The sequence below is a fragment of the Citrobacter sp. W9 genome, assembly GCF_026719375.1.
GTDB lineage: Bacteria > Pseudomonadota > Gammaproteobacteria > Enterobacterales > Enterobacteriaceae > Citrobacter > Citrobacter werkmanii.
Genome location: NZ_JAPPTE010000009.1, coordinates 135,247 through 160,865, shown reverse-complemented (window position 1 = coordinate 160,865; position 25,619 = coordinate 135,247). Strand labels below are relative to the sequence as shown.

27 protein-coding genes and 1 pseudogene are annotated in these 25,619 nt (G+C 51.7%); 15 read left to right on the top strand and 13 right to left on the bottom strand.

The genetic code is table 11. From position 1 onward, the window contains the following. Positions 1-46 precede the first annotated feature (46 nt). The 3 genes from OOJ59_RS14950 to OOJ59_RS14940 all read right to left on the bottom strand — a co-directional run bounded on the left by OOJ59_RS14950 (position 47) and on the right by OOJ59_RS14940 (position 2,728). Positions 47-1,066 (bottom strand): Zn-dependent oxidoreductase, encoded by a 1,020-nt coding sequence (locus OOJ59_RS14950; RefSeq protein WP_137347258.1) that lies wholly within the window; start codon positions 1,064-1,066, stop codon positions 47-49. A gap of 13 nt (positions 1,067-1,079) precedes the next feature. After that, a complete protein-coding gene (gene rspA, locus OOJ59_RS14945) occupies positions 1,080-2,294 on the bottom strand; it encodes a starvation-sensing protein RspA (protein WP_003832907.1) in 1,215 nt (404 codons plus the stop codon). Between the two features lie 107 nt (positions 2,295-2,401). Continuing rightward, complete coding sequence (locus OOJ59_RS14940) at positions 2,402-2,728, bottom strand: YnfA family protein (RefSeq protein ID WP_038640517.1); 327 nt, start codon at positions 2,726-2,728, stop codon at positions 2,402-2,404. A gap of 152 nt (positions 2,729-2,880) precedes the next feature. On the opposite strand from OOJ59_RS14940, the gene OOJ59_RS14935 reads away from it, so the two are divergent. Both OOJ59_RS14935 and speG read left to right on the top strand, forming a co-directional pair. After that, positions 2,881-3,222, top strand: a complete 342-nt coding sequence (locus tag OOJ59_RS14935) for a DUF1283 family protein (protein WP_038640515.1) — start codon at positions 2,881-2,883, stop codon at positions 3,220-3,222. Positions 3,223-3,259: 37 nt separating this feature from the next. Further along, positions 3,260-3,820, top strand: a complete 561-nt coding sequence (gene speG / locus OOJ59_RS14930; RefSeq protein WP_038640513.1) for a spermidine N1-acetyltransferase — start codon at positions 3,260-3,262, stop codon at positions 3,818-3,820. 6 nt (positions 3,821-3,826) lie between these two features. Here the strand turns inward: speG and OOJ59_RS14925 are convergent, their stop codons facing one another. After that, entirely contained in the window at positions 3,827-4,537 is a 711-nt protein-coding gene (locus OOJ59_RS14925; protein ID WP_160956298.1) for a YnfC family lipoprotein, read from the bottom strand. 103 nt (positions 4,538-4,640) lie between these two features. Here OOJ59_RS14925 and OOJ59_RS14920 point away from each other — a divergent pair, with 103 nt between their 5' ends. The 6 genes and pseudogenes from OOJ59_RS14920 (at position 4,641) to clcB (ending at position 11,088) form a co-directional block, all read left to right on the top strand. Continuing rightward, complete coding sequence (locus OOJ59_RS14920; protein WP_087856380.1) at positions 4,641-4,949, top strand: DUF1161 domain-containing protein; 309 nt, start codon at positions 4,641-4,643, stop codon at positions 4,947-4,949. Between the two features lie 153 nt (positions 4,950-5,102). Continuing rightward, positions 5,103-7,540 (top strand): annotated as a pseudogene (gene ynfE, locus OOJ59_RS14915) (selenate/tellurate reductase subunit YnfE). Between the two features lie 10 nt (positions 7,541-7,550). After that, a complete protein-coding gene (locus OOJ59_RS14910; RefSeq protein ID WP_038640507.1) occupies positions 7,551-8,168 on the top strand; it encodes a DMSO/selenate family reductase complex B subunit in 618 nt (205 codons plus the stop codon). Between the two features lies 1 nt (position 8,169). Further along, the gene (locus OOJ59_RS14905) at positions 8,170-9,024 is read left to right on the top strand and encodes a dimethyl sulfoxide reductase anchor subunit family protein (protein ID WP_137347254.1); all 855 of its coding nucleotides are present in this window, start codon (positions 8,170-8,172) and stop codon (positions 9,022-9,024) included. 42 nt (positions 9,025-9,066) lie between these two features. After that, positions 9,067-9,681: a Tat proofreading chaperone DmsD gene (gene dmsD / locus OOJ59_RS14900; RefSeq protein WP_085049335.1), complete on the top strand. Its 615-nt coding sequence runs from the start codon at positions 9,067-9,069 to the stop codon at positions 9,679-9,681. A 117-nt stretch (positions 9,682-9,798) separates the two neighbouring features. Then, positions 9,799-11,088 (top strand): voltage-gated ClC-type chloride channel ClcB, encoded by a 1,290-nt coding sequence (clcB, locus tag OOJ59_RS14895; RefSeq protein ID WP_160956299.1) that lies wholly within the window; start codon positions 9,799-9,801, stop codon positions 11,086-11,088. Here the strand turns inward: clcB and bioD are convergent. The 3 genes from bioD to OOJ59_RS14880 form a co-directional block, all read right to left on the bottom strand. After that, positions 11,044-11,739: a dethiobiotin synthase gene (bioD, locus tag OOJ59_RS14890; protein WP_121529033.1), complete on the bottom strand. Its 696-nt coding sequence runs from the start codon at positions 11,737-11,739 to the stop codon at positions 11,044-11,046. The two genes, clcB and bioD, sit on opposite strands and share 45 nt — an antisense overlap. Before the next feature lie 125 nt (positions 11,740-11,864). Next, positions 11,865-13,085, bottom strand: a complete 1,221-nt coding sequence (mlc, locus tag OOJ59_RS14885) for a sugar metabolism global transcriptional regulator Mlc (RefSeq protein ID WP_085049336.1) — start codon at positions 13,083-13,085, stop codon at positions 11,865-11,867. Positions 13,086-13,203: 118 nt separating this feature from the next. Then, the gene (locus tag OOJ59_RS14880) at positions 13,204-14,112 is read right to left on the bottom strand and encodes a LysR family transcriptional regulator (protein ID WP_038640495.1); all 909 of its coding nucleotides are present in this window, start codon (positions 14,110-14,112) and stop codon (positions 13,204-13,206) included. A gap of 107 nt (positions 14,113-14,219) precedes the next feature. Between OOJ59_RS14880 and OOJ59_RS14875 the strand changes: the two genes are divergently transcribed. Continuing rightward, positions 14,220-15,470: an MFS transporter gene (locus tag OOJ59_RS14875; protein ID WP_038640493.1), complete on the top strand. Its 1,251-nt coding sequence runs from the start codon at positions 14,220-14,222 to the stop codon at positions 15,468-15,470. A gap of 30 nt (positions 15,471-15,500) precedes the next feature. Here the strand turns inward: OOJ59_RS14875 and OOJ59_RS14870 are convergent, their stop codons facing one another. From OOJ59_RS14870 to OOJ59_RS14860, 3 genes are all read right to left on the bottom strand, one after another. After that, entirely contained in the window at positions 15,501-16,175 is a 675-nt protein-coding gene (locus OOJ59_RS14870) for a CPBP family intramembrane glutamic endopeptidase (RefSeq protein WP_042308544.1), read from the bottom strand. A gap of 87 nt (positions 16,176-16,262) precedes the next feature. Continuing rightward, positions 16,263-17,744, bottom strand: a complete 1,482-nt coding sequence (locus OOJ59_RS14865; protein ID WP_160956379.1) for a sensor histidine kinase — start codon at positions 17,742-17,744, stop codon at positions 16,263-16,265. Next, entirely contained in the window at positions 17,741-18,463 is a 723-nt protein-coding gene (locus tag OOJ59_RS14860) for a response regulator transcription factor (RefSeq protein ID WP_160956388.1), read from the bottom strand. Before OOJ59_RS14860 ends, OOJ59_RS14865 begins: the two co-directional genes overlap by 4 nt. A gap of 187 nt (positions 18,464-18,650) precedes the next feature. Here OOJ59_RS14860 and msrP point away from each other — a divergent pair, with 187 nt between their 5' ends. The 5 genes from msrP (at position 18,651) to OOJ59_RS14835 (ending at position 23,439) form a co-directional block, all read left to right on the top strand. Then, positions 18,651-19,655, top strand: coding sequence for a protein-methionine-sulfoxide reductase catalytic subunit MsrP (gene msrP, locus OOJ59_RS14855; protein WP_137351571.1), 1,005 nt, complete (start codon positions 18,651-18,653; stop codon positions 19,653-19,655). Beyond that, on the top strand, positions 19,656-20,282 hold the full coding sequence (msrQ, locus tag OOJ59_RS14850; protein ID WP_137351570.1) for a protein-methionine-sulfoxide reductase heme-binding subunit MsrQ: 627 nt from the start codon (positions 19,656-19,658) through the stop codon (positions 20,280-20,282). Positions 20,283-20,329: 47 nt separating this feature from the next. Next, a complete protein-coding gene (locus OOJ59_RS14845) occupies positions 20,330-21,817 on the top strand; it encodes a carboxypeptidase M32 (RefSeq protein ID WP_160956380.1) in 1,488 nt (495 codons plus the stop codon). Positions 21,818-21,954: 137 nt separating this feature from the next. After that, positions 21,955-22,347 carry an acid resistance repetitive basic protein Asr gene (gene asr, locus OOJ59_RS14840; RefSeq protein WP_193157045.1) on the top strand — a complete coding sequence of 131 codons (393 nt, stop codon included), beginning with the start codon at positions 21,955-21,957 and terminating at the stop codon, positions 22,345-22,347. A 270-nt stretch (positions 22,348-22,617) separates the two neighbouring features. Then, positions 22,618-23,439 carry a trypsin-like serine peptidase gene (locus tag OOJ59_RS14835; RefSeq protein WP_038640479.1) on the top strand — a complete coding sequence of 274 codons (822 nt, stop codon included), beginning with the start codon at positions 22,618-22,620 and terminating at the stop codon, positions 23,437-23,439. A gap of 34 nt (positions 23,440-23,473) precedes the next feature. On the opposite strand, the gene mdtI is transcribed toward OOJ59_RS14835, so the two are convergent. The 3 genes from mdtI to OOJ59_RS28240 all read right to left on the bottom strand — a co-directional run bounded on the left by mdtI (position 23,474) and on the right by OOJ59_RS28240 (position 24,433). Next, complete coding sequence (gene mdtI, locus OOJ59_RS14830) at positions 23,474-23,803, bottom strand: multidrug/spermidine efflux SMR transporter subunit MdtI (protein ID WP_160956382.1); 330 nt, start codon at positions 23,801-23,803, stop codon at positions 23,474-23,476. Further along, the gene (mdtJ, locus tag OOJ59_RS14825) at positions 23,790-24,155 is read right to left on the bottom strand and encodes a multidrug/spermidine efflux SMR transporter subunit MdtJ (RefSeq protein ID WP_160956389.1); all 366 of its coding nucleotides are present in this window, start codon (positions 24,153-24,155) and stop codon (positions 23,790-23,792) included. The genes mdtI and mdtJ overlap by 14 nt, the downstream gene beginning before the upstream one ends. 107 nt (positions 24,156-24,262) lie before the next feature. Further along, positions 24,263-24,433, bottom strand: coding sequence for a protein YdgV (locus OOJ59_RS28240; RefSeq protein WP_006684635.1), 171 nt, complete (start codon positions 24,431-24,433; stop codon positions 24,263-24,265). A 138-nt stretch (positions 24,434-24,571) separates the two neighbouring features. Between OOJ59_RS28240 and OOJ59_RS14820 the strand changes: the two genes are divergently transcribed. Further along, positions 24,572-25,606 (top strand): AI-2E family transporter, encoded by a 1,035-nt coding sequence (locus tag OOJ59_RS14820; RefSeq protein WP_085049342.1) that lies wholly within the window; start codon positions 24,572-24,574, stop codon positions 25,604-25,606. The last annotated feature ends 13 nt before the right edge of the window (positions 25,607-25,619 follow it).

Here is a 25,619-nt window from a genome sequence, read left to right as displayed (position 1 = left end):
ATCTCTTAGAGGTAAGATGCGTACCACTTACTCGCAGTTATTTATATTATTCAGTGAATGTGAGTAAAACTTTGCAGCAGTGCTGCTGATCTTTCTCAAACAATTCAATTGCGTCTGTAACGTGGTGATAGTCAAAAGTATGGGTAATAAGTTGATTAGGGCTAATAAGTCCGTTAACCAACCAATCAATAACAACCGGGAATTTATTGGCATTTAATCTTGAGGAATAAATTGAAAGTTCTTTCCCGGTAATACCCTGCTGAACAATCTGACAAGGTTCGCTAGAGAAGCCCATCAGAACAATTCGCGCGGCTGGCGATGCCAGCGTAATAGCCTCCTGTAAAATGGATGGATGACAGGCCGCATCTACGATGATCGTCGGCTTAAGCTCTTTTTCCGCCAGGAAATCGTGCAAAGATTGCTGACCGTTATTTATTACCCAGTCAGCACCGCACCGTTTCGCCATGCTCAGGCGTTCTTCGATTCTGTCGGCAATCACCACCGTTTTTACCTTATAGACACGTTTAAGCGCCTGTACGGTGGTCAGCCCCATAGGCCCTGCGCCATAAATCAGCGCAATATCATTTTCTGTGGGTTTAATTTGCCCGGTTACGTTCGCGGCGATGGTAAAAGGCTCGACCATGACGGCATGTTCATCTGGTACGGTATCGGGGATCGGCCAGGCATTTTTTGCCGGCACTACGGCGTACTCGCTAAAACCACCATCGCGATGAACACCCAGCACCACCAGCGATGTGCAAACGTTGGGTTTACCTATCGAACAGGGATAGCAATGCCCGCAACTGATAACGGGATCAACGGACACTCGCTCACCTATTCGCGAACGATCGACACCTTCACCTACCTCATCGATCACGCCAAAAAATTCGTGGCCGATAACGCGAGGATATTGCGCAAATGGATTATGCCCGCGGTAAATATGGCTATCGGAACCACAAATTCCCGCCAGTTTTACCTTCACCCTGACCTCTCCCGCTGCTGGCTCTGGAACGGGCCGTTCGGCAATGACCAGCGTATTTGGTTTTTCAATCACAACACTTTTCATAGCAAATCACTCCTTACCAGTTCCACAACGTACCATCTTCCAGGCGAGCGACAGGCAGATATGCCGGGTCATACGGATATTTCGCGGCCAGTTTTTCGTCAAACTCGATACCAAGGCCTGGCTTATCGCCCGGGTGCATGTAGCCGTTATCAAAAGTCCAGTTATGCGGGAACACTTCCAGCATTTGCTCGGAATACCCCATATATTCCTGAACGCCGAAGTTCGGCACCCACAGATCAAAATGCAGTGCTGCGGCCATGCATACGGGTGACAGATCGGAAGGTCCATGTGACCCCGTGCGTACCTGATACAACGAGGCAAAATCGGCAATACGGCGCATACCGGTAATACCGCCCGCATGGGTAATGGTGGTGCGGATATAGTCGATCAACTGTTCTTCGATCAGTTGTTTGCAATCCCAGATGCTATTGAAGACTTCCCCTACTGCAATCGGCGTGACCGTATGCTGGCGGATCAGGCGGAAACACTCCTGGTTTTCGGCTGGTGTGGGATCTTCCATCCAGAACAGACGATATTGTTCAATGCTTTTGCCAAACCGGGCAGCTTCAATCGGCGTCAGGCGATGGTGCATGTCATGTAGCAGATGTTCGTTAAAACCAAATTTATCGCGAACGGCGGCAAACAGTTTCGGCGTGAAATCGAGGTATTTCTCTGTAGACCACAGTTGCTCTTCCGGCCACTGCCCTTTGGTCGCGGGTTCGTAGGCCAAACCTTTGCCTTTAGACATACCGTAAGTAGTTTTCATACCCGGTACGCCGCACTGTACGCGAATCGCTTTAAAGCCCATCTCTTTATGTCGCGCGTAATCCTCCAGCACATCATCTACGGTATGGCCTGTGGTGTGGCAGTAAACCATGACCCCTTCACGCGATGCGCCGCCGAGCAACTGATACAACGGCATGTTCGCCGCTTTCGCTTTGATATCCCACAATGCCATATCCACTGCGGAAATCGCCGACATGGTGACCGGCCCCCGACGCCAGTAGGCGCCTTTATAGAAAAACTGCCAGATGTCTTCGATTCGATGCGCGTCGCGTCCGATAAGTTGCGGACAGACATGATCTTTCAGATAGGACGCCACGGATAACTCGCGGCCATTTAAGGTGGCATCTCCCAGCCCGGTGATCCCGTCTTCTGTCGTTATTTTTAACGTAACAAAATTACGCCCCGGGCAGGTGACAAAAACTTCAGCCCCGACAATCTTCATTTTTTATTCCTTACATCTGTTCTTGTGATGCAGGAAATTTACTCAACTGAACTACTACCATACAAGTATAAAGATCAAAAAAGCCCTCGTTGATCACAAAAAAGGCGCTATGCGCGCCCCCATCCAGCCACAATAATCAGCATCCCGCACAAGGCCACCAGCGCACCAGACCAGTCATACAGGCTGAGTTTTACGCCATCGACAAAGCGCAGCCATAGCAGCGCAGTGACAACATAAACGCCGCCATAGGCCGCGTAAACTCGCCCACTCGCGGCCGGATGCAGCGTCAACAGCCAGACGAATAAGGCCAGAGACACTCCGGCGGGTACCAACAACCACGCCGTCGCGCCTCGTTTAAGCCACAGCCAGGGTAAAAAACAGCCGATGATTTCGCATAAAGCAGTGACGAAAAAGAGAAAGGTAGTCTTCAGCATTGACGTTATTCAGTTATCTTCGGTTTAACCATGATACGACAGAATATCGCCAACGTATCCATATCCGCTCAGTGGGTATGCCCTGAAGCAGGAATAGTGTAGAATTTAACCCTGTTTTATCGTTTTTCCCTTTCTGATAAAAGGAATTCGCCATGAATATTACACTGACCAAACGTCTGTGTCTGACGGCTATGCTGACGCTTGCGGCGGCTGTGTACACCTCTTCAGCATTTGCTGAAACCAGTAAACTGGTCATTGAATCCGGGGACAGTGCGCAAAGCCGTCAACAGGCCGCCATGGAAAAGGAACAATGGAACGATACGCGCCAGTTACGTCAGAAAGTGAACAAGCGTACTGAGAAAGAGTGGGACAAAGCCGACGCGGCCTTTGATAGCCGTGATAAGTGCGAACAGAGCGCCAATATTAACGCCTACTGGGAACCTAACACCCTGCGCTGCCTCGACCGTCGTACTGGCCGTACCGTTGCACCATAATGGCTATGCACCCTAAAGGATATTGCAAGGATACAATATGACTAGCGCCCTCAGTGTTAAGCTGCGCCCGCTGGAGCGTGAAGATTTACGTTTTGTCCACCAGCTTGATAACAACGCCAGCGTTATGCGTTACTGGTTCGAAGAGCCTTACGAAGCGTTTGTTGAGCTGTCAGACCTGTACGACAAGCATATTCACGACCAAAGCGAACGTCGCTTCGTGGTGGAATGCGAAGGTGAAAAAGCCGGGCTGGTGGAGCTGGTAGAGATTAACCACGTCCACCGCCGGGCTGAATTCCAGATTATTATTTCGCCTGAATATCAGGGTAAAGGTCTGGCTTCGCGGGCGGCAAAGCTGGCGATGGATTATGGTTTTACCGTCCTCAACTTATATAAGCTGTATCTGATCGTCGATAAAGAGAACGAAAAAGCCATCCACATCTACCGTAAACTCGGCTTTATGGTGGAAGGTGAACTGATTCATGAATTCTTTATTAACGGCCAGTACCGCAACACCATCCGTATGTGTATTTTCCAGCAGCAGTATTTGGCGGAACACAAAACGTCAGGTCCTAACCTGCTACAACCTACCGCTCAGTAAAGGCGACTAGTAGTAATCGATGGTGTTTTCAATCGAATAATGATGTTCAACTGCTGGCTTCACGCTTTCGTCGACGATAACCAGCTGGCAGTTGACCGGGTTGGCGTAGTTATCGTACTTACACGTTTGCCTGACATTACCTAATGGATGATTGTTCAGCATACTCACCGCCGTGTAATCCAGCTTCTTCAGCGGATCAACCGACGGTTTGGCATCAACCAGTAAGGTATTGTCTTTACTGACAGTAGTTTTACCCAGCGGGTAGCCTTCCGCGTCATAGCGGTACTGGACTTTCATCTCTTTTCCTGTGGCGGAAACGACAAAGCCGTTATCGTCGGTATCCCACACCACACCGGCAGCAGGCAGTTCCGCTAGCTGGCATTTACCCTGCAAGCGGATCTTTTTTTCCAGCGTTTCGGCATCGCGATAGTAGTTGGCATCCAGAACCAGCGCCATGCCGGTATTGTTTTCGATATCGTGCAGTTCAAGCGTATCGAAACACCCTTCCTGCGAGAGCGTACCGACAACGCGCTTGGAAACTTCACCTTTATCATTTAGAAGCGTCTGACTGAAATCTTTCACTGGTCCACGCAGCGGATCGAAATCAAATTCATTGGAAAAACTGGCCATTTCCGGCGTAAAAGAAACCAGCCCTTTGGCGTTATCACACCCGACCAGTACGGCGCACAGGAAAACTAACAGGGTCTGTTTCTTCACATTTTTCACCTGGATAAGAAGATAATTCTCAATCATATTAGCAAATACAGTTATTTACACCAGAAATGCTACTCTTAGTTCATGTCGATCATAAAAGGAGCTGATGATGAAATACATAACAGGAATTGCCGCAATCTTACTGGCAGCTGCTTCCCCGCAAGTTCTGGCGGCGCCAGCGTCCTGCGAACGCGTTAAGAGCGATATTGAGCAGCGCATCATAAATAATGGCGTAGCGGAATCCAGCTTTACGCTGAGTATCGTCCCCAACGATCAGGCCGATCAACCTGATTCCCTGGTAGTGGGACATTGTGCAAACGATACGCATAAGATTCTCTATACCCGGACCAACAGTGGCAATGCCCCCGCCAATAGCACCCCTGCCCAGGACGGGCATGCTGCCGAGCCGCAATAAAATAAATAGTGCCCTCCGCTCGCGGAGGGTCGCTCCCCTTTGATATGCATTAAGGTGACATGCCTATAAGTGGGTAAACTCACTCCATTATTAGCATGCTATTAATTTCGTTATAGAAATTAATATATAGCGATAACTATAATGGAGGGAGTTATGTCTGAAACTGAGCAATATGGAGGCATCAGCCGCAGGACGTTAGTGAAATCCTCGGCTATTGGTTCGCTGGCGCTTGCCGCAGGCGGACTCTCATTACCTTTCGGAATGCGCTCCGCAGCGGCTGCGGTACAACAAGCATTACAACCAGCAGAAGAAAAAGTCGTTTGGGGGGCTTGCTCCGTGAACTGCGGAAGCCGTTGTGCCCTGCAACTTCATGTCAAAGACGATGAGGTCGTATGGGTAGAATCCGATACGACCGGGGATGATATTTATGGTCAGCACCAGGTTCGCGCCTGTTTGCGTGGTCGTTCTATCCGTCGCCGAATTAATCATCCGGATCGCCTCAACTATCCAATGAAACGCGTGGGTAAGCGCGGTGAAGGTAAATTTGAGCGCATAACCTGGCAGGAAGCCCTGGATACTATCAGCGCCAGTTTAAAAATACCGTACAGAAATACGGTAATGAAGCCGTGTATATCAACTACACCTCTGGCATTGTCGGCGGCAACATTACACGCTCCTCCCCTTATGCCTCACTGGTCGCTCGCCTGATGAACTGCTATGGCGGATTCCTGAGCCATTACGGTACCTATAGCACCGCGCAAATCGCGGCGGCAATGCCTTATACCTATGGCTCAAACGAAGGCAACAGTACCTCAGACATCGAAAACACGAAACTGGTGGTGATGTTCGGCAATAACCCTGCCGAAACGCGCATGAGCGGCGGCGGCATAACTTACTTTCTGGAGCAAGCCCGGGAGCGCTCAAACGCCCGGATGATCGTCATTGACCCCCGCTATACCGATACTGCAGCGGGTCGAGAGGATGAGTGGATCCCTATTCGTCCGGGCACCGACGCTGCACTCGTAGCGGGAATCGCCTGGGTCATGATTAACGAAGATCTTGTCGATCAGGCGTTTCTCGACAAATACTGCGTCGGTTATGACGAGAAAACCCTGCCCGCCGATGCTCCCGTTAACGGGCATTACAAAGCTTATATTCTTGGCAACGGTGATGACGGTATCGCCAAAACGCCACAATGGGCCTCGCACATCACCGGGATCCCAGTCGAGCGCATAATCAAACTGGCAAGGGAAATCGGCAGCACTAAACCGGCGTATATTTGCCAGGGTTGGGGTCCTCAACGTCAGGCTAACGGTGAACTAACCTCACGCGCGATCGCCATGTTGCCTATTCTGACCGGCAACGTCGGCATCAACGGCGGCAATAGCGGCGCACGAGAATCAACCTACACCATCACGATTGAGCGCATGCCACTGCCTGAAAATCCCATCAAGACTCAGATATCCTGCTTTAGCTGGACCGACGCCATCGTCCGGGGCCCGGAAATGACCGCTACCCGCGATGGCGTTCGTGGGAAAGATAAGCTCGACGTGCCGATAAAATTTATCTGGAACTATGCGGGCAACACCATCACCAACCAGCACTCAGATATCAATAAAACGCATGAGATCCTTCAGGACGAGACGAAATGCGAAATGATAGTGGTCATCGAAAACTTCATGACATCTTCGGCCAAATATGCCGATATTCTGCTGCCTGATTTAATGACCGTCGAACAGGAGGATATTATTCCCAACGACTACGCGGGCAACATGGGGTACCTCATTTTTATTCAACCCGCGACGTCGCCTAAGTTCGAACGTAAACCGATCTACTGGATAATGAGCGAAGTAGCGAAACGTCTTGGCGACGATATCTACCAACGTTTTACTGAAGGCCGTACCCAGGAACAGTGGCTCCAGTATCTGTATGCAAAAATGCTGGCTAAAGACCCCGCGCTCCCTTCTTATGACGAGCTGAAGAAAATGGGGATCTATAAACGCAAAGATCCCAACGGACACTTTGTCGCCTACAAAAAATTCCGCGACGATCCGCAGGCCAACCCGCTCAAAACCCCCTCTGGCAAGATTGAAATCTACTCCAGCCGACTGGCGAAAATTGCCAACTCCTGGGAGTTGCAAAAGGATGAGGTGATAAGCCCACTTCCCATTTACGCCTCAACGTTTGAAGGATGGGACGATCCAAAACGCAGTTCATTCCCGCTGCAGTTGTTTGGTTTCCACTACAAATCCCGCACCCACTCCAGCTACGGGAATATTGATGTTCTCCAGGCATCCTGCCGCCAGGAAATATGGATCAACCCCGTCGATGCCCAAAAGCGGGGAATCAGAAACGGCGATGTGGTGCGGGTCTTTAACGATCGTGGTGAAGTGCGTATCCCGGCCAAAGTGACGCCGCGGATCCTGCCCGGCGTAAGCGCAATGGGTCAGGGCGCATGGCACGATGCCGATATGGCTGGCGATAAAATTGACCATGGTGCCTGCGTCAATACGCTGACAACCCAGCGCCCTTCACCGCTGGCAAAAGGCAACCCACAGCACACTAACCTGGTCGAGATCGAGAAGGTTTAAGGACTAGCCCATGACAACTCAGTATGGATTTTTTATTGATTCCAGTCGTTGCACCGGGTGCAAAACCTGCGAACTGGCCTGCAAAGACTACAAAGATCTCACGCCTGAGGTGAGCTTTCGACGGATTTATGAATACGCGGGCGGTGACTGGCAGGAGGATAACGGCGTCTGGCATCAGAATGTCTTCGCCTATTACCTCTCCATTTCTTGCAATCACTGCGAAGATCCAGCCTGTACCAAGGTTTGCCCAAGTGGCGCCATGCATAAACGTGAAGATGGTTTTGTCGTGGTGGATGAAGACGTATGCATAGGCTGCCGCTACTGCCACATGGCCTGCCCATACGGCGCGCCGCAGTACAATGCAGCTAAAGGTCATATGACCAAGTGCGATGGCTGTCATGATCGCGTCGCCGACGGCAAAAAGCCTGTCTGCGTCGAGTCCTGTCCGCTACGCGCGCTGGACTTTGGTCCGCTTGATGAGCTGCGCAAAAAACATGGTGAGCTGGCGGCGGTTGCCCCGTTACCGGGCGCGCATTTTACCAGGCCGAGTATTGTGATTAAACCCAATGCCAATAGCCGCCCGACCGGGGATACCACGGGTTTTCTGGCTAATCCGAAGGAGGTGTAAAATGGGAAATGGATGGCATGAATGGCCGCTGGTCCTGTTTACGGTGCTGGGTCAATGTGTGGCCGGGGCGCTGATCGTGAGTGGGTATGGCTGGTTAACCACCAAAGACGATGTGGCAAAACAACGTATCGTGCGCAGTATGTTTTTTCTGTGGCTGGTAATGGGCATCGCCTTTCTCGCCTCAATAATGCATTTAGGTTCACCGCTACGCGCGTTTAACTCGCTGAACAGAATCGGCGCATCGGCGCTCAGTAACGAAATCGCCAGCGGTTCGCTGTTTTTCGCTGTTGGTGGCCTGTGGTGGCTGGTGGCGTTTCTCGGTAAAATGCCGGCTTTGTTAGGTAAAATCTGGCTGCTGCTCAGCATGTTGCTTGGTCTGGTTTTTGTTCTGGCGATGACTAACGTCTACCAGATAGACACCGTTCCGACCTGGTATAATGGCTATACTACGCTGGCGTTTTTCATGACGATGTTGCTGAGTGGCCCGCTGTTTGCCGCCCTGCTGCTACGCGCTGCAAGCGTGTCGTTTAACGCCGCCAGATTCGCCGGAATCAGCATACTTGCCCTACTGGTGAGTGTGGCCATTATCGTTTTGCAGGGCGTATCGCTCAGCGAAATTCACAGTTCGGTACAACACGCCAGCGCTCTGGTTCCCGACTACGCAAGCTTACAGGTCTGGCGCATCGTGATGCTGGCTGCGGGGCTGGGTTGCTGGATATGCCCGCTAATTCGTCGCAAAGAACCGGCTGTCGGCGGATTGGCGCTGGGTTTAATTTTCGTGCTTGCCGGTGAAATTATTGGCCGCGGTTTGTTTTATGGCTTACATATGACAGTCGGAATGGCTGTTGCAGGTTAATACTCGGGTGCGGGGCAACCCGCACTTTTCAGGATTGTTTGCATGACCCATTTTTCACAACGTGACAACTTCTCTACCGCGGCGCGCGTATTGGGTGCGCTGTTCTACTATGCGCCAGACAGTACAGAAGCTTCTGCGCTGGTCAGTGCGCTAAAAACCGATGGCTGGCAGGCGCAGTGGCCGCTTGAACCCACGGCCCTTTCTGCGCTGGCTGAACTACTGCAGACCGAGGCCGATGAGCCGCTCCCGCAAGCCTGGCAGCGACTGTTTGTCGGCCCTTACGCGCTACCTTCTCCGCCCTGGGGTTCCGTCTGGCTGGATCGTGAAAATGTCTTGTTTGGCGATTCCACGCTGGCATTACGTCAGTGGATGCGTGACAACGGGATCCAGTTTGCCGTGCAGCAAAATGAACCGGAAGATCACTTTGGCGCGCTGCTGTTACTGACGGCCTGGCTTGCTGAAAACGGACGCCACACCGAGTGCGAACAGTTGTTAGCCTGGCATCTGCTACCGTGGTCAACGCGTTTCCTTGACGTGTTTATCGAACATGCGAACCACCCGTTCTACCAGGCTCTGGCTGAACTGGCGCGCCTGACACTGGCAAAGTGGCGATCGCAATTATTAATTCCAGTAGCCGATAAGCCGTTGTTTCGTTAATGTCGCCACAGGCAGGAAGTATCCTGCCTGCATAATACCGTTGCGCACGCTGAGCTTTTGCTTCTGTTGCCAAATAGCCGCAAAATAAAGCCTCTGAATTTCCCTGTCTGGCCACTCATGCACCATTTACATGCTTATCCTGACCTGCGCGCTATGTTTCGCCGCCTGCTGATCGCCGCGCTGATTGGTATCCTTGCCGCGTTGGCCGTCGCAGGCTTTCGCCATGCCATGTTCCTTCTTGAATGGTTGTTCCTGAGTAACGACACGGGCAGTCTGGTCAATGCGGCGACAAATCTTTCTCCGTTAAGACGCATGCTGACGCCCGCGCTGGGCGGCCTGGCAGCAGGCTTACTGCTCTGGGGTTGGCAAAAATTCAACCGTTTACGACCACAGGCTCCCACAGATTACATGGAAGCCCTGCAAACGGACGGTCAATTCGACGTCAGCGCCAGCCTGGTAAAGTCAGTGGCATCGTTACTGGTTGTCGCCAGCGGCAGTGCTATCGGGCGTGAAGGTGCCATGATTTTGCTGGCGGCGCTGGCCGCGTCCAGCTTTGCTCAACGTTTCACACCGCGCGCCGAATGGAAATTATGGATCGCCTGTGGAGCGGCAGCAGGTATGGCCGGCGCGTATCATGCCCCGCTGGCGGGCAGTTTATTTATTGCTGAAGTCCTGTTTGGCACGATGATCCTCGCCTCGCTGGGACCGGTGGTGGTATCCGCCGTCGTCGCCTTGCTGACCACCAATGTACTGAGCGACAGCAATGCGTTGCTCTATGCCGTGCACTTCACACGGGAACTGCATGTGCTGGAATACGCCATGATAGTCAGCACAGGTCTGGTTGCCGGCTTCTGCGGTCCGTTGTTTATGTGGTTGATGACCGCCAGCCATAACGGTTTTTTGCGCTTAAAACTCTCGCCACCGTGGCAACTGGCGCTTGGCGGGTTGATCGTTGGCCTGTTGTCGCTGCTCACTCCTGCCGTTTGGGGAAATGGCTACAGCGTGGTGCAGTCATATCTGCTCTCGCCACCGCTATTGACCGTGGTTAGCGGGATCTTTATCTGCAAATTACTGGCGGTGCTTGCCAGCAGTGGCTCCGGTGCGCCGGGCGGGGTGTTTACGCCAACGCTGTTTGTCGGTCTGTCTGTCGGCATGCTGCTGGGACGGACATGGGGATTATGGCTTCCGGGTCCGGATGAAATTGCCATTCTGCTGGGATTAACGGGGATGGCCACGCTACTGGCAGCAACCACGCATGCGCCAATTATGTCTACATTGATGGTTTGTGAAATGACCGGGGAGTATCGCTTGCTCCCCGGATTACTGATCGCCTGCGTGGTGGCGTCAGTGCTGTCGAGAACGTTACGCCAGGACTCTATCTACCGACAGCACGCTGCCAAGCATTGACAGACGGATATACTGTGACAGCTCTCGCTGCTCTGCGCGAGGCAGATACGGCAGTTCGCCGATTAGCGGCGCAGGTAATTTTTTGCTCAGCACGTCAATGATTTCCGCATAATGCGCCAGCCCTGGGTTGATTCGGTTTGCGACCCAGCCCAGCAGCGGCAATCCGTCGCTGGCGATCGCCTGTGCGGTAAGAATGGCATGATTAATACAACCTTCCTGTATACCCACCACCATCAGCACCGGCATTTGTTCCTGTACCACCCATTCAGATAGCGGGCGCAGATCGTTCATCAGACTCCGCCAGCCGCCGGTACCTTCCACGACAACGTGATCGACTTTTTCGCTCAGACTTGCGAGACCGTTGGATAGCAAGGTGTAATTGACCGGACCACTATGCGCTACGCTGCTTTCGTCCTCGCTCAGCGCAATCGGGTTGACCGCCTCATACGGCAGTTCGATAGATGAAACACTTTGCAGCACCAGCGCATCTTTGTTGCGCAAACCTTCAGGTGTCTCCTTACTTCCTTTGGCTACCGGTTTGTAGCCCGCGACACTTTTACCCCCTGACGCCAACGCTTGTAGTAATGCGCGGGAAACCACGGTCTTCCCAACAGAAGTGTCTGTACCTGTAATAAAGAAACGCTTCAGCATCACTAACTCCACCGTTATGCTTTGAAAATATAAGTCAGGAAAATAAAACAGTGGAGAAAGTCTAAGGTATGACGACCGGAATCAGCTTGAGATAGCGCAATTTTTCGTACAACAGTTAAAAAATGTTAACCCTGTAATAGACGTATCAACAAAGAACCGTTATACATCGCGTCCTTAACGAGCGCAGCCCCCGCCATGGTTCCCTGGTTGGTAAACTGCGTACTTTCGACCACAATATGCTGACTATACGCCGGGAGCGCCTGCTGACGAATGCTGTCAGCAATGGTGGGAAACAGTATATCCGCCGCTTTGCTGAGCGGAGAACCAATCAATATCTTTTGCGGGTTGAACAAATTCACCATGATGGCAAGGATGCGTCCGACGTGGGTCCCGACGCCGCTAATGATATCTTTTGCCAATAAATCACCCTGCATCGCCGCCAGACACAGTGCGTCTACCGTTAACGGTTGTCCATGCAGTGAAGAGCTCATTGACTGCTTCAGCCGCACCTGCGCCAGTTCCAGCACGCTGTCGACGCTGGCGATAGTTTCCAGACAGCCATGATTACCGCAATAGCAGCGTTTACCGTAAGGATCCACCTGCGTATGACCAATTTCCACCAGGCTACTGCTCCCGGCATGCAGTAAATGACCGTCGGTTATCACCCCTGCACCGACGTTATGGTCAATAACGACCTGAATGACATCGCGTGCGCCACGTGACGCGCCAAAAAGCGCCTCCGCCATGGTCCAGGCGCTGATATCATGCTGAATATAGACCGGCACGCCGGTATGGTTTTCGAGCGCTTCGCCCAACGGCATCTCTTTGACATCATCGTAAAACGGCATGCGATGTACGATGCCGTTTTCGGTATCGATTATGCCAGGTAGCGTGATGGCGATGGAGGTCAAGCGTTCCAGCTTTTGCTGGTGGCGGATGAAAAACTGATCGACCTGGGTAATGATACGCGCCAGCAGAGGTGTTTCACTGACCAGCGCCATTTCCAGGCAATCCTCAACCACCAGCTTGCTGCTCAGATCGCGCAGCGCCAGAAAAATCTCGCCGCGACTGATGCGAATGGATAGATAATGCCAGGCTTCGGTTTCGACAACCAGCCCCACGGCCGGACGCCCACGACTCCCTGCCTCCTTGATTTCCAGCTCTTGTACCAGGTGGGCTTCAAGCATTTCGCGGACAATTTTGGTAATACTGGCAGGCGCTAATTGTGCCAGGCGAGAGAGATCAATACGCGATACCGGTCCCAGCTGATCAATCAGGCGATAGACCGCGCCCGCATTGGTCTGCTTAATTTGATCGATATGCCCAGGCTGACTATCAGCAACCACCACTTACTCCCTTTATTTTCGCGCTCCGAAATAATCTGCGGGCTATGGTGAAGCACTTCAATGGCTTCCGTCAACTTTTTACTTAGCCTTGTGATTTACTGCACATTTTCACCCATATTTAAACTAAATTAATCGCCTGGACCGCCGCCAGCAGTTGTTCACGAAAACGTTGCGCGGCATGACTTTGCTCATGATGCTTAGGCCAGACTAACCACATTTCGGAGACGGCATCTTCTTCCGCTATCGGGATCCAGCACATTTCATACAGTTGCACCCGTTTAAAGGAAGCGGGCAGGATCGAAACGCCCAACCCCGCGGCCACTAACCCAATGATGGTCATCGCCTCGCCTACCTCCTGAGTAATCGTCGGTTTGAGGTCATAGCGACGCATCAGGCCCAAAATGTCGTCATACAACCCCGTTCCCACATGCGGGTCAAAAAAGACAAATGGCTCATTAGCCAGCTCAGTCAGCGTCACTACGGGCTTTTGCGCCAACGGATGCGCTCGTGGGATCATCGCCATCAGCGGTTCATGCAGAATAACCTCTCGCGCCAGCGTTTCCGGGAGTTGCGTGTTGCGCATAAGCCCCAGATCCAGAGTGCCTTCGTTAAGTGGGGCAATTTGCTCGCGCGTATTCATTTCGCGGGTTTGCATATGCACCACAGGATAGCGCTGGCGAAACAGGGAGAGCGTATCTGACACCGCTTTGATAAACGGCGCTGATGACGTAAAGCCGATACGCAATTCCCCTGCTTCTCCGAGATGCAAACGCTCTGCCCGGGCGGCGGCTTCATTAACCAGGCTAAGGATCTGTCGGCTGTCCGCCAGAAACTGTTTTCCGGCGGCAGTGAGGGCCACGCTACGGTTAGTTCGCGCCAATAACCGGGCGCCAATCTGTTGTTCCAGGATTTGGATCTGCTGGCTTAACGGTGGTTGCGAAATATTCAGCCGCGCTGCCGCCCGACCAAAATGCAACTCTTCCGCAACCGCCACGAAGTAGCGTAAATGACGAAGTTCGATATTCATATTTTTAAAATATTATTTGAGATTATTAATATATTAGACAGAATATTGGGATTTTCATACTCTTAAGGCTGGTCCTGTAGTAGCAAAATATTAAGCAAGGATTCCAAGTGAGTCGTACAACAACGGTCGATACCGCGCCGGCAAGCGATATTGACGAGAGCGTTACCCTGCCGGATGGTTTTATCAAACGCGGTACATCCCCTTTTATGCGCGTTACGCTGGCGCTGTTTTCTGCCGGGCTGGCGACATTTGCCCTGCTCTATTGCGTGCAGCCCATACTGCCGGTGCTCTCGCACGAGTTTGGGGTTTCCCCTGCCAGCAGCAGTATTTCGCTTTCCATCTCTACGGCAATGCTGGCCATCGGTTTACTGTTTACTGGCCCACTTTCCGATGCGATAGGTCGTAAGCCGGTAATGGTTACGGCACTGCTACTCGCCTCCTGCTGTACGCTGCTTTCAACAATGATGACCAGCTGGCACGGGATTTTAATCATGCGCGCGCTGATCGGTCTGTCGCTGAGCGGCGTGGCGGCGGTGGGGATGACCTATCTGAGTGAGGAAATTCATCCCAGCTTCGTGGCTTTCTCAATGGGTTTGTATATCAGTGGCAACTCAATTGGCGGTATGAGTGGTCGCTTGATCAGCGGCGTATTCACCGACTTTTTCAACTGGCGTATCGCGCTGGCGGCGATCGGCTGTTTTGCCCTCGCCTCCGCGCTGATGTTCTGGAAAATTTTGCCAGAGTCCCGTCATTTCAGGCCCACGTCGCTACGACCTAAATCATTGTTCATCAATTTCCGTTTGCACTGGCGCGACAGAGGGTTACCGCTACTGTTTGCGGAAGGTTTTTTGCTGATGGGGTCGTTTGTCACACTGTTTAATTACATCGGCTATCGCCTGATGCTCTCTCCGTGGGAACTCAGTCAGGCTGTTGTCGGCCTGTTATCCGTGGCATATCTGACCGGGACCTGGAGTTCACCGAAAGCAGGCTCCATGACCACCCGCTATGGCCGCGGCCCGGTGATGATCGTTTCAACCGGCGTGATGCTTTTTGGGCTATTGATGACCCTGTTTACCTCACTATGGCTGATCTTCGCCGGGATGCTGCTCTTTTCTGCCGGGTTCTTTGCCGCGCACTCTGTGGCAAGTAGTTGGATTGGACCACGAGCAAAACGCGCTAAAGGCCAGGCTTCTTCCCTGTATCTGTTCAGCTATTACCTGGGCTCCAGTATTGCCGGTACGCTGGGCGGTGTGTTCTGGCATAGCTACGGCTGGAACGGCGTGGGCGGATTTATCGCCCTGATGCTGGTGCTGGCGTTGCTGGTCGGTGCGCGTTTGCACCATCGTCTGCACGTTTAATCAAGGATGCCCGGCTTCGGGCATCATCACTTATGAAGACGCGGCCATTTGCAGGACAATAACCGTCCCGTTCATCACGATATGCAGCGTCATCGGCATCAACAGTCCGTTGCTTTTCAGTCTGGCAAGGATTAAAACCTGCGACACAAGAAACAGCATCAGCAGCGTGCGCAGATCCACATACTGGGTATGCATCACGGCAAAAATGATCGATACCACGACTGACGACAGCCAGGTTTTATTATTGAACCAATACTGGAATGCGTTGAATAAACAGCCCCTGAAAACAATTTCTTCATAAACTGGCGCAAAAAATATCAGGGTCAGAGTGGATAACCACAGCGCGTAGTTGTTTAAAGATATCTGGCTGGTTACCCACGCTTCGGTTTGTCTGAGACCTATCAACCACGGCAAGATAAGCTGAATAAAAAGCAGGGCCGCAAATAAAATGCCAAACCAGCGGGCATTGAAGATCCCTTTGCCCAGCCCTTCTCTTTTCCTGAAGAAGAAATAATACAGCGGAACCAATACGATAAATTCCAGCATAAACAACAGCGGGAAGAGTAATCCTTTGGCGAGCAGCTCCTGGCTTGCGGGAAAAAACAACGGGGTAAACGTGAGGCCAAACATCAGCAAAAACATAGAAAAACAGCCAGCAACGGCTTTGGTCCGGGCGATATATTGGTTGTCGACATCCTGTGACATACAATCTCCTTGCACTTGTCGAGTATAAGATGATGAGTTATCTATATATGATAAAAATTCTCATTATCACTGACAACCTACCAACATTTACCCTATGTATGGAGAATCCGTCAGCGGCAACCAAAAGCGGAAGCACGCGCCTGCCGTTGAATTAACCAGATTGATATCGCCGCCATGCAGTTCAAGCATTCTTCGCACAATCAGCAATCCCAGACCGCCGCGCTGCTCACGGGGAGTTAACGCGGTTGGGCGCTGAAATAACACTTCGCGTACCCCCATTTCCACGCCTGGACCGCTGTCCTGCACCTCTGCGACCAGTCGGTCTTCATCACGCCAGATTTTTAGCCATACATCCCCCCCGTCAGGCGTATGGCGGATAGCATTATCCAGCAAATTCGTCACCACCCTTTCCATCATCGATAAATCGGCATTTACCAGCGGTAACGGCCCCATCACATCAAGGTGTAACTGCAAATGGCGTGTGGCAACAGGGAGATCAAACTTCTGCGCCACATCCTGGATCAACTCGCCAAAAGCAAAACGTTCGCGCTGAGGTTTTATGCCGCCGTGCTCCAGCCTCGCCAGCTCAAACAGTTGTTGTGACAGATGGCGAACCTTATGCCCTTGGCGCAACGCGATACTAAGATAATGCCTGTTTTCCTCTGGCGTTATCGTGTCGGCTTTCAGCGACAACATTTCCAGATAGCCCAGCAGCGAGGTGAGCGGCGTGCGTAAATCATGAGATATATTGGCAATAAACTCTCTGCGCTGGCGATCGCTGTCAGCTAACAGATCCCACTGCTGCGCAATTTGCTGTGCCAGCTCTATAAACGCATTGTTCAACAACGCAATTTCATTCCCCGGTGACGGATCGGGCTTTTTCTGCGCCAACTGCTTAATGACGCTAATACTGTCCTGCTCCATTTTGACCACCTGCGCGGTCAACCTTTTTACCGGATGCGTCACCCATCGCCACACCAGTAAGCCCGCAATTCCGCCGGCTAATAAAACCAGAATTAACGTTCCTGCCACCGTGTTCCAGAGCGTTTTCTGCCAGGCAGTATTTGCCAGCATATGCAGATTTTCGCCCTGGAGAATAATGTACAGATAACCATGCAGTTGGCCGTTAAGCATCACTGGCGCCGCACTAAAGACCTTCTGCTGATTGCTGCGCGGATCATCGCCATACACTGGCAAAGCATCCGAATTTAGAAAATCCTGAATCGGCTGCACGGTAATTTTCTGGCGCTGAATATGCCCGGGCGGTGCGGCATCGGCGAGTATGTCACCTGCTGGTGAAACCAGATACAGTTCGACGCTTGGATTGAGCGTCATCAGGTGATTAAACAGTCCTTTTAACGTCTGTCGATTGATCTGCCCGCGGGTATCAATCAGTGACTCACTTTTGACAATCTTGCTCGCCAGTTCCAGCGACAGCCTTTGCACCATGGCGTCGCCATATTTTTGACTATTACGTAGCTGGACAACGCTGACGGCTACCGCGCAAATCAACATAATCGCGGTAAATACCAGGGTCAGCCGCTGGCTTAAAGACAGTCGATAAATCATGACTGATGCTCCGCGTTATTCGCCGCAAGCTTATAACCTCGTCCCCAAACGGTGAGAATAATTTCCGGCTCAGCAGCATCTTTTTCAATCTTGGTCCGCAGACGATTAATATGACTGTTCACCGTATGCTCATACCCTTCGTGCTGGTAGCCCCACACATGATCTAACAGCGCCTGACGCGAAAAAACCTCGCCGGGATGACGAGAGAAAAAATAGAGCAGATCGAACTCACGGGGCGTCAAATCGATTGATTTGCCATGCTGGCGGACTTCTCGGGCTAAGGGATCAATCTCCACGCCATGGACGCTAATGATCCCCGCCTCCAAACGTAGATTCTGACTCATCGCCTCCTGACGGCGAAACAGCGCCTTCACGCGGGCCATCAGTTCCAGTACGGAGAAAGGTTTGGCTAAATAATCATCGGCTCCCATCTCCAGCCCCAGAACGCGGTGAGTTTCACTGGTGCGGGCACTAATAATGATGACGGGTAAATAGAAACTCATTTGACGAATGCGACGACATATTTCCAGACCATCGACACCCGGCAGCATCAAATCGAGGATAACCGCATCCCAGACATGTTTTTCCAGTTGTTCAAGCGCGCGCGTTCCATCCGCCTCATGGATAATTTCATATCCCTCATCCTTCAGGCTAAGCTGCAAAAGTGAGGCAATATCGCTGTCATCTTCCACCAAAAATATCTTTTTTGCGCCGGCCATCAGTGTCATCCCCTCTCGTTGTACTGAAAGCTTACCTCAGGCAAGGGGCGGAAGTTATCACAAAATTTTTAACTTTTCGTGAGGATCCTGGGATACGCCTGGATCCAGGATGTCGTTACAGAAAGTCACGCATCAACAGGGAAACGTCGCTTTGTTTTCCCTAACATGAAAATAAAAAGGAACAGTTATGCAGAAAAAACGTCCACTTCGGGAAGCTGATGTTACCGCCGAATCAGTTTTTTTTATGCAAAGACGACAGGTCCTCAAAGCGCTTGGAATAGGCGCTGCAGCCGCTTCTCTCTCCTCCCCGACGCAGGCGAATCTACTGAATTGGTTTAAGGGTAACGATCGCGCGCCTGCACCGGCGGGGAAACCGCTTGAGTTCATAAAACCGGATGCCTGGCAAAGCACACTACCCCTGACGCCGGAAGACAAGGTAACGGGCTATAACAATTTCTATGAATTTGGTCTGGATAAGGCCGATCCTGCCGCCAATGCCGGTAGCCTGAAAACCGATCCCTGGACATTAACCATCAGCGGTGAGGTGAACAAACCCTTAACGTTGGATCATGATGCGCTGACCACACGTTTTCCGTTAGAAGAACGTATTTACCGGATGCGTTGCGTTGAAGCGTGGTCGATGGTTGTGCCGTGGATTGGCTTTCCCTTACATAAATTATTGGCGCAGGTTGAACCCACCAGCGACGCCAAATACGTTGCCTTTGAAACACGCTACGCCCCCGATGAAATGCCCGGTCAGAAAGATCGCTTCATTGGTGGTGGGTTGAAATACCCCTATGTTGAAGGTTTGCGTTTGGATGAGGCCATGCACCCTCTTACCCTTCTGACCGTGGGCGTGTATGGCAAAGCATTGCCGCCGCAAAACGGGGCGCCGATACGCCTGACGGTCCCCTGGAAATATGGCTTCAAGGGTATTAAATCGATCGTCAGTATCAAGCTGACACGTGAGCGCCCGCCGACGACCTGGAATATGTCAGCGCCGAACGAATACGGTTTTTACGCCAATGTTAATCCACATGTCGATCATCCCCGGTGGTCTCAGGCGACGGAACGTTTTATCGGTTCCGGCGGGATTCTCGATGTACAACGCCAGCCGACGTTGCTTTTTAACGGTTACGCCAATGAGGTGGCTTCTTTATATCGGGGTATGGATCTACGGGAGAACTTTTAAGTGAGATTAACGGCAAAGCAGATAACCGGCCTGAAAGTGCTACTGCATCTCGCCGGTTTTTTACCCCTGCTATGGCTCTTCTGGGCAGTGCAACAGAGTGCGCTGGGCGCCGATCCCGGGAAAGACATTCAGCATTTTACCGGCATTACTGCGCTAAAATTCTTGCTTGCTACCCTGCTGGTATCGCCGCTCGCACGCTATGCAAAGCAGCCTTTGCTGTTTCGTACCCGACGCTTGTTAGGATTATGGTGCTTTGCCTGGGCCACACTGCATCTGACCAGCTATGCGCTTTTAGAGCTGGGTATACAAAATTTGGGATTGTTGGGGCGAGAGCTGGTTTCACGGCCATGGCTCACGCTGGGCATGACGGGTTGGGTTATCTTACTCCTGCTGACGCTGACCTCCACGCAGGCCGCACAGCGTAAAATGGGCAAACGCTGGCAAACGTTGCACAACTACGTCTACCTGACTGCCATTTTACTCCCGGTTCATTACCTATGGTCGGTCAAAGTGTTGTCACCGTCCCCTATTATCTACGCCTCCTGTTTTATTGTGCTGCTGGTATTTCGCTATAAAAAGTGGTTACGCAAAAGCGGATACAAAGGTGTGTTTATGAAAAGTGAATGATTCACGGTAAACTTCTTAACCACACCTAAACAGAACGAGAACAAAAAATGAGTAACAATGATAATTACCATCAACTCACCCGCACGTTCCAGCGGCTCTCTCGCTTCTCTCACCTTTCGGCCATCGCCAGTTGGGACATGTTTACCATGATGCCGCCGGGCGGCAGCATAGCCCGCGGCGAAGCGTTGGCTGAACTGAGCGTACTTGAGCATCAGTTGTTAACCGACGCGAAAGTAGCCAAGTGGATCGCCGCAGCAAAACAGGAAGACCTTAACGATGTTGAGCAAGCGAATTTGCGCGAAATGTCGCGACTGCATCACCAGGCATCCCTGCTGCCTGAATCACTGGTAGAAGCAAAGTCGCTGGCGGGCAGCCGCTGTGAGCATGCCTGGCGCAGCCAGCGACCCGCGAATGACTGGGAGGGTTTTTCCGAGAACCTGAAAGAGGTCGTGAAATACAGCCGCGAAGAAGCCCGACTGCGCGCAGACGCTAAAGGTTGCTCACCTTATGACGCGCTACTGGACATCTTTGAACCAGAGATGACCAGCGCCCAACTGGATGTCCTGTTTGCAGATGTGAAAAGCTGGCTGCCCGATCTCCTTAGCAAGGCAGTGGCAAAACAGTCTCAACAAACGCTTATCGCCCCAATTGGCCCCTTCCCGACTGCTGTACAGCGAGAGCTGGGGCTGGAAACGATGGCGCAGTTAGGATTCGACTTTACCGCTGGACGACTGGATATCAGCGCGCATCCCTTCTGTGGCGGCGTGCCGGAAGATGTTCGCATTACGACCCGCTATGACGAAAATGAACTCCTCAGCGCGCTGTTTGGCGTGATTCATGAAACGGGTCACGCCCGCTATGAGCAAAATCTGCCGCGTAACTGGTCAGGACAACCTATCGCTCTGGCACGCTCAACAGCCATTCATGAGTCGCAAAGTCTGTTCTTTGAGATGCAATTGGGACGCAGTAAAGCATTCCTGACGCGACTCATTCCGGCTGTGACGCGTCATTTTGGCAACCAGGCAGCGTTTGAAGAGAGCAATTTCATTGCCTGGAACCAGCAGGTAAAACCCGGTTTTATCCGCGTTGACGCCGACGAGGTGAGCTACCCTGCTCACGTGATCCTGCGTTATGAAATCGAGCGAGCGTTAATTAACGGTGACATTGAAGTGGATGACATTCCGGCCTTGTGGAATGAGAAGATGCAGGCCTGGCTTGGACTGTCAACGGTGGGGGATTATCGCAATGGCTGTATGCAGGATATTCACTGGACCGACGGCGGCTTTGGCTACTTCCCGTCTTACACTTTAGGCGCTATGTATGCGGCGCAATTGTTCAGCGCAGCTCACCGCGCATTGCCCGATCTGAACCAGTCCATTGCGCAGGGAGAGTTTAGCGCCCTCTTTGACTGGCTACGCCAAAATATCTGGCAGCATGGCAGTCGTTTTACCACTGAACAACTCATTACCCAGGCCACCGGAGAGCCGCTCAGCAGCCGCTATTTCCGCGCTCACCTGGAAGCCCGTTATTTGTAATCTCATGCCGTGAGTCATTGTACATATCGTTACACGCCGATACCAATGACTCACGGAAGCCCAGTGATTACAGCGATATAGTTATTTCAACGGCCCCGCAGTGGGGTTGAATGAAAAACCAAATCGAGGGTATGAGAATGAAAAAAGTATTAGCTCTGGTTGTTGCCGCTGCTATGGGTCTGTCTTCTGCTGCATTTGCTGCTGAAACAACTGCTACCACCGCGCCAACTGCTGCAACAACAAAAGCGGCCCCGGCGAAAACCACCCATCATAAAAAACAGCACAAAGCTGCACCGCAGAAAGCACAGGCTGCCAAAAAACACGCCAAAAAAACCACCACTAAACCGGCGGTAGAACAGAAAGCGCCAGAACAGAAAGCTCAGGCCGCTAAAAAACACACCAAAAAAGCAGCCACCAAGCCTGCCGCAGAACAGAAAGCACCAGAGCAAAAAGCTCAGGCCGCTAAAAAACACACCAAAAAACCTGTGAAACACAACTCCGCTAAACCAGCCGCTCAGCCAGCCGCATAACACACCTGTAGTCACTATGGCGTCCCCCACGCCGTAGCATACGGCGCTAAATCATTCAGATTTGGCGCCGCCTTTCGGAGGGTAAAATGGTGTCACATTACCGCTTTGAGTTCATTCTTACGGCCCTGATTATTTGTGCCCTCATCGCCATGCATTTTTATCTTTCCTGAGTGTAGTTATCTGATTTTACTCCCACTTTCCCGCCGTCCCGTCTATAGTATTAACTGAGGGTTTGCTGTTAAAAATCATAATTCCCCACCAGAGTGTGATATGCATAAAACCATTGCTGTGTTACTGGGTTCAATTTGTTTAACTCCTGTCGTTGCGCATGCGGAACAGCCAGCAACGTCCAGCGCTGAAGCAGAAAATATAAAAACGCTGTTTTTTGGACATGACGATCGCATTAAGGTGACTGACCCAACGCAATCACCATGGGACGCTATCGGACAACTGGAAACCGCCAGCGGTAACCTGTGTACCGCTACGCTCATTTCACCCCATCTGGCTCTGACTGCCGGACACTGCTTACTTACGCCGCCAAAAGGTAAACCTGATAAAGCCGTGGCGTTACGCTTCGTGTCGAAAAAGGGTATCTGGCGTTATGAGATCCACGGAATTGAAGGCCGGGTTGATCCTTCGCTCGGCAAACGTTTAAAAGCCGATGGTGATGGCTGGATTGTGCCCCCCTCCGCCGCCCCATGGGATTTTGGTCTGGTGGTGTTGCGTTATCCACCTTCCGGTATCACACCGCTGCCATTATTTGAAGGTGATAAAGCGGCGTTAACCGCGGCGCTGAAAACCGCGGATCGTAAAGTCACGCAGTCAGGCTATCCGGAAGATCATCTTGACGATTTGTACACGCATCAGGATTGCGTGGTAACCGGCTGGGCGCAAAATACCGTTTTGTCACATCAGTGCGATACGCTCCCGGGCGACAGTGGGTCGCCATTGATGCTGAAGACGGATTCCGGCTGGCAATTGATTGGCGTACAAAGCTCCGCTCCGGCGGCGAAAGATCGCTGGCGGGCAGATAACCGCGCGATTTCCGTGACCGGATTTCGCGACAAACTGGAAGCGCTGGCCAAGGGATAACGCATACTGCCCGTATTAACGGGCAGCACTTTTATCAGGCCAGTTTTATCATGATCATTCCGGCCAACAGCAATGCCACGCCGATCCAACCTTTATTGTTCAGACGCTGACCAAACAGCACCCAGCCTGCGGCTAACGTCGCGGCAATCCCGAATCCGCCCCATAAGGCATAGGCGACGGAGAGATCGATACCTTTTACCGCCTGCGACAGCGCACTAAAAGCCGCTAAAACTGCAGCCAGCGACAGCACGCCATAAGCCTTACGGCGAAAACCATCAGAAAACTTCAAAAAGACGTTAGCCACGATTTCCAGAACGATAGCCATGCCAAGCCAGACGCCATGAACCCATTCAAACTGCTGCATGGGTCACCTCTCTGCCCGCTTTGGCAGGCTTTCGTGTACCGGATTTAATCAGCACAATACCTACCACCAGAGAGACCAGACCAGCCACCTTCATCGTGGACAAGGTTTCGTCAAATAACAGCACGCTGAACAGCGTAATAAATAAAATACCGATACCTTCCCATAAGGCATAAGCTACGCCGAGGGCAATTTTTTTAACGGCAAAACTGAGAAAAATATACGATAAGGCGATCATTACCAGCATTAAAATAAAGCCTGAATTACCATGGCCCACGCTCGCCCATTTCATTGACAGCGTACCGGTAATTTCAGCCGCGATGGCCAGACCTAATAATATCCAGTAAAACATGATGCTTCTCCTGCTTGAGAATATAGTCCTTTGGGCTTACTGCATGCAGTAAACCAAAAAATAAAATCAGTTAGCTCAGCGCACAGCGCCAGCTCAGGCAGAAGAAGGGACTAAAGCGCGTTGCGCCAGTGTTGCTCACCCGCAAGCAGGAAAGTGGAAGAGGTACGAAGAAGTGTAGGTAAAAGCAAAAACATCCTGAACATATTGTCCATAATATTACAATTATCCGCAGTGTTGCTTCTCATCATCGCGGATGATAATTGTCCTCGGTAGTTAAACACAGATGATTTGTATCATAGGTTCATTACGAACTCAAAGCCTTTTCACTTCTTTACCAGCCCCGTTTGATTTTTGTTATAACGCCTCGACGCAAATCACATTATTATTCAGATTCAAAAAGTAAAAGCACAGGAATACACATGGCGAAACCGATCATCACGCTTAACGGGCTAAAAATAGTCATTATGCTGGGCATGCTGGTTATCATACTGAGCGGCATCCGCTTTGCCGCAGATATCATCGTGCCCTTTATTCTGGCATTATTTATTGCCGTTGTGCTGAACCCTGTGGTGCAACGCATGGTGAAACTTCGCATACCGCGCGTATTCGCAGTGTCATTGCTGATCGTAATTATTGTAATGCTAATGGTGCTGCTATTAGCCTACTTAGGTACATCCTTAAATGAGCTTGCGCGGACGCTACCGCAATACCGTTCTTCACTGGTTATCCCGCTGAAAAATCTCGAGCCTTGGCTACAGCGCGCAGGGATAGGCGTTTCGGTGGATGAGCTCGTCAAATACATCGATCCGAACGCGGCAATGACGCTGGTCACTAATTTGCTGGCGCAGCTGTCTAATGCCATGTCATCGATATTTTTACTGCTGCTGACGGTGGTTTTTATGCTGCTGGAAGTCCCGCAACTGCCCAACAAACTGAAACAAATGATGAGCCGGCCTATTGAGGGAATGGCAGCGATTCAACGCGCCATCGACAGCGTATCGCACTATCTGGTACTAAAAACGGCAATCAGCATTGTGACCGGACTGGTCGCCTGGGGCATGCTCGCCGCCCTCGACGTGCGCTTTGCCTTTGTCTGGGGATTGCTGGCCTTCGCCCTCAACTATATTCCTAATATCGGTTCCGTGCTGGCAGCCATCCCACCTATTGCTCAGGTGCTGGTATTTAGCGGTCTTTACGACGCCCTGGTGGTGCTGGCGGGTTATCTGGTCATTAACCTGGTGTTTGGGAATATCCTCGAACCGCGGATTATGGGACGTGGTCTTGGGCTGTCCACGCTGGTGGTGTTTCTGTCGTTGATCTTCTGGGGCTGGTTGCTGGGACCTGTGGGGATGCTGCTTTCTGTCCCGCTGACCATCATCGTCAAAATTGCGCTTGAGCAAACCAACGGCGGGCAAAGCATTGCCGTTCTGCTTAGCGATCTCAACAAAGCGTAAACTGTCGCCCCGC

What these genes read in the sequence shown, in the direction of transcription:
- OOJ59_RS14820 (WP_085049342.1), top strand. Translation starts at nt 24,572, where the DNA reads ATGGCGAAACCGATCATCACGCTTAACGGGCTAAAAATAGTCATTATG.
- OOJ59_RS14950 (WP_137347258.1), bottom strand. Translation starts at nt 1,066, where the DNA reads ATGAAAAGTGTTGTGATTGAAAAACCAAATACGCTGGTCATTGCCGAA.
- mdtI (WP_160956382.1), bottom strand. Translation starts at nt 23,803, where the DNA reads ATGCAGCAGTTTGAATGGGTTCATGGCGTCTGGCTTGGCATGGCTATC.
- msrP (WP_137351571.1), top strand. Translation starts at nt 18,651, where the DNA reads ATGCAGAAAAAACGTCCACTTCGGGAAGCTGATGTTACCGCCGAATCA.
- OOJ59_RS14870 (WP_042308544.1), bottom strand. Translation starts at nt 16,175, where the DNA reads ATGTCACAGGATGTCGACAACCAATATATCGCCCGGACCAAAGCCGTT.
- OOJ59_RS14865 (WP_160956379.1), bottom strand. Translation starts at nt 17,744, where the DNA reads ATGATTTATCGACTGTCTTTAAGCCAGCGGCTGACCCTGGTATTTACC.
- clcB (WP_160956299.1), top strand. Translation starts at nt 9,799, where the DNA reads ATGCACCATTTACATGCTTATCCTGACCTGCGCGCTATGTTTCGCCGC.
- rspA (WP_003832907.1), bottom strand. Translation starts at nt 2,294, where the DNA reads ATGAAGATTGTCGGGGCTGAAGTTTTTGTCACCTGCCCGGGGCGTAAT.
- OOJ59_RS14845 (WP_160956380.1), top strand. Translation starts at nt 20,330, where the DNA reads ATGAGTAACAATGATAATTACCATCAACTCACCCGCACGTTCCAGCGG.
- OOJ59_RS14835 (WP_038640479.1), top strand. Translation starts at nt 22,618, where the DNA reads ATGCATAAAACCATTGCTGTGTTACTGGGTTCAATTTGTTTAACTCCT.
- OOJ59_RS14920 (WP_087856380.1), top strand. Translation starts at nt 4,641, where the DNA reads ATGATGAAATACATAACAGGAATTGCCGCAATCTTACTGGCAGCTGCT.
- asr (WP_193157045.1), top strand. Translation starts at nt 21,955, where the DNA reads ATGAAAAAAGTATTAGCTCTGGTTGTTGCCGCTGCTATGGGTCTGTCT.
- OOJ59_RS14905 (WP_137347254.1), top strand. Translation starts at nt 8,170, where the DNA reads ATGGGAAATGGATGGCATGAATGGCCGCTGGTCCTGTTTACGGTGCTG.
- speG (WP_038640513.1), top strand. Translation starts at nt 3,260, where the DNA reads ATGACTAGCGCCCTCAGTGTTAAGCTGCGCCCGCTGGAGCGTGAAGAT.
- OOJ59_RS14860 (WP_160956388.1), bottom strand. Translation starts at nt 18,463, where the DNA reads ATGGCCGGCGCAAAAAAGATATTTTTGGTGGAAGATGACAGCGATATT.
- OOJ59_RS14940 (WP_038640517.1), bottom strand. Translation starts at nt 2,728, where the DNA reads ATGCTGAAGACTACCTTTCTCTTTTTCGTCACTGCTTTATGCGAAATC.
- bioD (WP_121529033.1), bottom strand. Translation starts at nt 11,739, where the DNA reads ATGCTGAAGCGTTTCTTTATTACAGGTACAGACACTTCTGTTGGGAAG.
- OOJ59_RS14910 (WP_038640507.1), top strand. Translation starts at nt 7,551, where the DNA reads ATGACAACTCAGTATGGATTTTTTATTGATTCCAGTCGTTGCACCGGG.
- OOJ59_RS14935 (WP_038640515.1), top strand. Translation starts at nt 2,881, where the DNA reads ATGAATATTACACTGACCAAACGTCTGTGTCTGACGGCTATGCTGACG.
- dmsD (WP_085049335.1), top strand. Translation starts at nt 9,067, where the DNA reads ATGACCCATTTTTCACAACGTGACAACTTCTCTACCGCGGCGCGCGTA.
- OOJ59_RS14880 (WP_038640495.1), bottom strand. Translation starts at nt 14,112, where the DNA reads ATGAATATCGAACTTCGTCATTTACGCTACTTCGTGGCGGTTGCGGAA.